A 5088-nucleotide genomic window follows, 5' to 3' on the forward strand; every position below is an offset into this window, starting at 1 on the left:
CTGGCGCTGGTGTCCTCCACCGGCGTCGGCAAGGCCAGCGCGTTTCTCGACAAGCAGGCCGCGCCGGCCGACACCAGCAATCTGGTCGGCAACTGGGGCGGCCATTCCGACGACACCGTCGGCACCGCGAGTTTCAAAGTGACGGCGGTGAACGGCAACGAAGCCGACGTCAGCACCACTATCAACGGCGTCACCACCCAGGGCAAAGGCATCGTCTACAAGAACGTCATCATGTTCGGCCGCAGCCAGATCTCCACCGACGATGGCAAGACCGGCAAGCTGATCTTCCAGGTCGGCCTCAAATCGTTCTCCGTGCCGATGACCAACTACCCGTCGACCACCACCAGCACGACGACGTCGTCGAACACGGTGAACAAGCTGGCGTAGGGCGGCGAGTTGATACACGACACGTAGCTCATCCGCGCGCAGCCGCTGTCACGCGAACCACCTCTCTTTCGTCATTCCGGGGCGCGCGCAGCGCGAACCCGGAATCCATAACCCCTGTGCTGATGGTGACGACAAGACCTAGTGGCGCTCTGCTCGACCGCGCCGTCAGGGAGTATGGATTCCGGGTTCGCGAGCTACGCTCGCGCCCCGGAATGACGAGAGGAGGGGCCTCGTCGCACATAGTAGGGGTTGAGCGCAGCGAAGCCCATCATTCACCCGCCACACGCCCCGCGCTCAGCTCCCACCACCAAACGACCGGTCAGCCGACAGCTCCGCGTCGTGCGCCATGTCCGTCACGATGCGGAACAGCCGATCGTCGCGCTCGGCCTCGGTGTAGTTGGTGGCGTCCTTCATCCAGCCCAGCGCCTTCTCCCAGCTCGGCGAGCGGCCGACATAGGCCATCGACCAGTGCGGAAACTGCCGCGCGTCGGCGAAGTCGGCCGAGATCACCTGGATCTTGGTGTGGCGCACGTCGCGCTGAATGGCCTCGAAGATCTGCTCGACCGCGAGCGGCGGACCTTCCAGCACCTGCGCGAAAAACCCGCAATTGAAGATCAGCGCGCCGGTGATTCCGAGCGCGGCGTTGTTACGGCGCGAGCTCTCGAGCACCCGCTCGATCTCCGCCGCCACCTGCGCGACATCGCCCGCGATCCGGTTCTCGCTCACATAGAGCAGCCGGAATACTCGTTCAGTCTCGCTCATCATCCCGCCCGCAACCGGCCGGTGCCGAATCGTTGATCTTCACTAACCGAGGCATAAAACCCCGATCGGCGCCCCCGATCAATCGCGCGGGAGGAGATGCAGGCATATCGGTGCTCGCGACAAGGGTGACTTTGCGGCAGGCGTTGGTATCCACTGCCCCCGCAGCGCGCTTAACACGGGTCGCGGCCCGCCCCCTCTCCCGCTTGTGGGAGAGGGTTGGGGTGAGGGCGACACGGGCAGTGAGTCTTGTTCGGAATAATGCGGAAGGCGAGTGAGCCGAAAGCCTAACCAGCCGATATTCGACCTCAATAACGGCGGCGGATGACGCTGCGCTCATCCGCCCTACGGCTTGATGCAAGGCCCCGTCTGCTATCTTGATCGCTCGAAGCATTGCAGCGCCGGCTCAGCTCAGCAGCGGCGCCAGCCGATACGCCAGCGCGATGGCAAGCACGATCGCGGCCCAGATCAGCGCATGGGTCAGCCACCGGCCACGCGTCGTGACGCGCAGCAGGCCGCGCCCGACGAACAGCGTCAGCGCCGACAGCATCGCGACGCTCACCACCGTTCCGGAGTCGAACAGCGCACCGCCAAAGGCGGCATCGTTGACGATCGCCGCGACCCCGGCGCTCACCAGGATCGCGATCAGAACCAACACCATCATGCGCCGAAATGTCGGTCGCGTCGCATCGCCCGTCAATGCGCGCAAGGGACGCGGGAACAGGCAGGTGCCGAAAGCTCCGACCCGCAAATCCCCATGCTCTCACAGCCACGTGCGCCCGACACGCGCCCCAGCGCGCCCCCTCTCCCGCTTGCGGGAGAGGGCTGGGGAGAGGGCGACGCAAGAAGTGAGTTCGTGCGGCTCACACCGTAGCGAGTGTTGCCGAACGGTGAACCCGCCATGCGTTGGCGTCGATGAAGGCTACGGGTGACACTGAGATCATCCGCACTATGGCTACGCCGTAGCCCGCATGAGCGAAGCGACATGCGGGACTAGAGAGACGGCCGGTGTAAAACCCCCGCGTATCGCTCCGCTCACGCGAACTACGCTTGTGACTGCACTCAGGAAGCGAGACTTTGTACTAATCGCGCTCGCGAGATGATCATCACATAATCTGTGTGGCGAAATGGGCCGCTTGCTCACGGACATCCGGAGCGGCGGACCGAACCCGCATGAAACGACGGTAGGATACTGCAGGGAGAATTTCATGATTATTGTTGGTATCGTCGTATGGTTAGTGTTGTGCTTCGTAATCGCCGCCGCCGCCGGCAATCGCGGCAGAAGCGGCTTTGGCTGGTTCCTGCTCGCCTTCCTGTTGTCACCCCTGATCGCCGCCATCCTGCTAATTTTGCTGGGTCCATCCGCCGTCGCTGCGCAGATGGTATCGACGGAGAAAGATGACGATCGCTGGCGCAACCTCGTGAATTTTGATCCCGATATCATGGCGGCGGTCGAAGCTCTCCGGCCCGGCGGAGACGCTGCGCTGCTCGCGTTCAGGACTATTTACGAAGACGTTGGCGACAAGTCTGCCATTCCGAACATCGTTTCCCGGCTTCAGGGGGCGTCGTTCGAGGATTGCATGGCGATGGCCAAGCTGGCTTACAATTCCAAGTGTGAAGGCTACCCAGTGTATGTCGACAGCGATCGCAATTTCTATGTGGACGGAAAGAGATTCCGATCTGACAGCGAAGTCCGCGGCTATGTGAGGGCGCAGCGAAAAGCCCAGCGCATTGGAGCTGCGACTTAGCCCGCGTCAGCGCAGCGACATGCGGGATCGCTGATTTGCATTTACCAGCTCGCCACCCGACGCGCCGGCGTCCTCCGCGAAAGCGGAAGATACTGTATTCCACAGAGCCTGCATCGGACACAAACCCCGCATATCGCTGCGCTCATGCGGGCTACGCTTGCTGTCGCGGCCACGTCCGCCCGACACGCGCCCCAGCGCGCCCCCTCTCCCGCTTGCGGGAGAGGGCTGGGGAGAGGGCGACACGGGCAGTGCGTCTCGTTCGGAAAACGCTTAGGGCGGGTTAGCCGAAGGCGTAACCCGCCGATGCGCGGCGTCAATGAAGGCGGCGGTAAGTTGCGTTCATCCTCACTACGCGCTTCGCCGATCGAACATCAAAGGCCACCATACGCCTTCTCGTCGGCTTCAGAGCGCCATTCGGAGAAGGCCACGAACGGATCGTCGCCGTCCTCGGTGGCCTTGTCGAGAACGACGCCGACCTCGGTCATCCGATAACGCAGCGTATCGCCCGGCTTGAGCCCGAGCTGCTCCCTGATCTCGCGCGGGATCACGGTCTGGCTCTTCAGCGAAACCTTGGAAAACGCAGCTGGTGGGCGGCTCTGACGGTTCATTCAGGTAAGGTGACTTACCGTCTTACGGAGTCAAGGGGGCAGCGCCCCCGCCGTAGCCCGCGTGAGCGCAGCGACATGCGTGACTCAAATCCTCATCTGACGCTATCAGTTCGCCATCCTGGACACCGTCGTCCTCCGCGAAAGCGGCGGATCGGTATTCCAGAGAGGCTGCGTCCGACATGGCCCCCCGCGTATCGCTGCGCTCATGCGGGCTACGCTTGCTAGCAGAAGGCCTAACCCGCCGATCGGCCAAGTGTTATGGAGGAGTCCGCTGGCTAATCGAGCATAGGGGCTAGGAATGCCTGATCGCTGCCGTGTCGGTCGTATAAGAAGCCATATGCGTGTTCCAAAGACCTGAACTTGTCCTTGCACCTAAGTGTTTCCAGATACGCGTGCGCGAGCACGTTCCAGTACTGTTTGATTGGATATACGGTATTGATCTTAAGTTCATCAGAAAGCATTTCGCAGAGCTGTGTTGGGTCGGGATTGATAACGAGGATTGCACCGGGGTAGTGCCTGAATTTCTGGATGAAAAATTCGCGCGTGACCTCGTCATCATAACCGCTCCCCATCTGGGCAAAGCTATAACCGATGATTACGACGTGTTGGGGGGCTTTACCCATAACCCATGACAACTTCTGACGTAATTGCTTGTCGAACCATGACTCGGGGACTCCCATAATCAAGTCATCAGGCGGCAAAGGGATATCGAACTCGCGCAGACTTGAAATCAAAGCGCCAGACTCAGGCAAACCATAGTTTGCGTGAACTTTCCCGTGCATTTCCACAATTTCGTGAGCCTTGCCACAAAATTCGCGAGCTAAGCCGTCGTGGTTGTAGTCGGCAATGACTGAGGAGTAGAACATTCGAAAGACGAGATAGCTATCTGGGATGAATCTATCTCTTCGCGCGAAATATTTCGCTTGAGCGAGACTGTACTTTAGGTACTCTCGCGCAAATGCATCCGGCAAGCGTTCTACGAGTTCGCGGAATGGATATTGGTCGGTGCCGGGGTGGATTATCCGTCCAGGGAAAATTTCTTCGATCTCAATTCCTGAATAGCTAATTAGTCGCTGAGTTAGCAGATTTCGTGGTGTGACGATCGCAGGAAACGAGCCTGTATTTCGGAGATAGTCTAAGGGTGGCCCGCGCCAGAAATCGGCGCCTAACGGCGACGATCCTGCTGACGCGCCCGCGCCTACGATAAAGAGGCCCATTCGTGTGCGCAGGCGGCAAAAAATCCGTTCAAGCGTCAATGTGTCTAGGCGACGGCGGATTGAGGTCACTGCGCGGTCCGTAAGGTCGAGAGTGCAACTTTCGGCGGCCAGATATACAACCAACGTCATCTATCGATCTACTAGAGCGGGTAGGACAACTGCGTTCTACCCGCAGATCTGCAGCACCTGGAGTAGACGACCACTACACGCGATAGGCGGGCAGCGAGATCGGAAGGTGATTGATAGGGCTGAGCGACTGTTCTACGCAAAGCCATCTCTTGACATCGGAATCCAGTAAGGTTATATTCCTATCCATCCCGCCCCATCGAGGGGCGCGTTGCCCGGGACGCTGGTCTTTGCGGGGCGGGG

At 60.3% G+C, this 5088-nt stretch carries 5 protein-coding genes and 1 pseudogene; 2 read left to right on the plus strand and 4 right to left on the minus strand.

The features are described from left to right. Positions 1–387, plus strand: a pseudogene (locus I5M_RS32925) (hypothetical protein); the annotation flags it as partial. A gap of 294 nt (positions 388–681) precedes the next feature. On the opposite strand, the gene I5M_RS24880 reads toward I5M_RS32925, so the two are convergent. Beyond that, positions 682–1149, minus strand: a complete 468-nt coding sequence (locus tag I5M_RS24880) for a BLUF domain-containing protein (RefSeq protein WP_031337484.1) — start codon at positions 1147–1149, stop codon at positions 682–684. Between the two features lie 403 nt (positions 1150–1552). Continuing rightward, a complete protein-coding gene (locus tag I5M_RS24885) occupies positions 1553–1810 on the minus strand; it encodes a hypothetical protein (RefSeq protein WP_022723877.1) in 258 nt (85 codons plus the stop codon). Positions 1811–2354: 544 nt separating this feature from the next. On the opposite strand from I5M_RS24885, the gene I5M_RS30600 reads away from it, so the two are divergent. Next, on the plus strand, positions 2355–2894 hold the full coding sequence (locus tag I5M_RS30600) for a hypothetical protein (RefSeq protein WP_148287955.1): 540 nt from the start codon (positions 2355–2357) through the stop codon (positions 2892–2894). A gap of 371 nt (positions 2895–3265) precedes the next feature. Here the strand turns inward: I5M_RS30600 and I5M_RS24895 are convergent, their stop codons facing one another. After that, on the minus strand, positions 3266–3502 hold the full coding sequence (locus tag I5M_RS24895; RefSeq protein WP_022723878.1) for an AbrB/MazE/SpoVT family DNA-binding domain-containing protein: 237 nt from the start codon (positions 3500–3502) through the stop codon (positions 3266–3268). Positions 3503–3777: 275 nt separating this feature from the next. Continuing rightward, the gene (locus I5M_RS32450) at positions 3778–4848 is read right to left on the minus strand and encodes a hypothetical protein (protein WP_148287956.1); all 1071 of its coding nucleotides are present in this window, start codon (positions 4846–4848) and stop codon (positions 3778–3780) included. Positions 4849–5088: the final 240 nt, after the last annotated feature.

Origin of the sequence: Rhodopseudomonas sp. B29, assembly GCF_000333455.1 — a bacterium.
Lineage (GTDB): Bacteria > Pseudomonadota > Alphaproteobacteria > Rhizobiales > Xanthobacteraceae > Rhodopseudomonas.

Coding starts and splice junctions, on each gene's coding strand:
- I5M_RS24880 (WP_031337484.1), bottom strand. CDS start 1,149: ATGAGCGAGACTGAACGAGTATTCCGGCTGCTCTATGTGAGCGAGAAC.
- I5M_RS24895 (WP_022723878.1), bottom strand. CDS start 3,502: ATGAACCGTCAGAGCCGCCCACCAGCTGCGTTTTCCAAGGTTTCGCTG.
- I5M_RS30600 (WP_148287955.1), top strand. CDS start 2,355: ATGATTATTGTTGGTATCGTCGTATGGTTAGTGTTGTGCTTCGTAATC.
- I5M_RS32450 (WP_148287956.1), bottom strand. CDS start 4,848: ATGACGTTGGTTGTATATCTGGCCGCCGAAAGTTGCACTCTCGACCTT.
- I5M_RS24885 (WP_022723877.1), bottom strand. CDS start 1,810: ATGATGGTGTTGGTTCTGATCGCGATCCTGGTGAGCGCCGGGGTCGCG.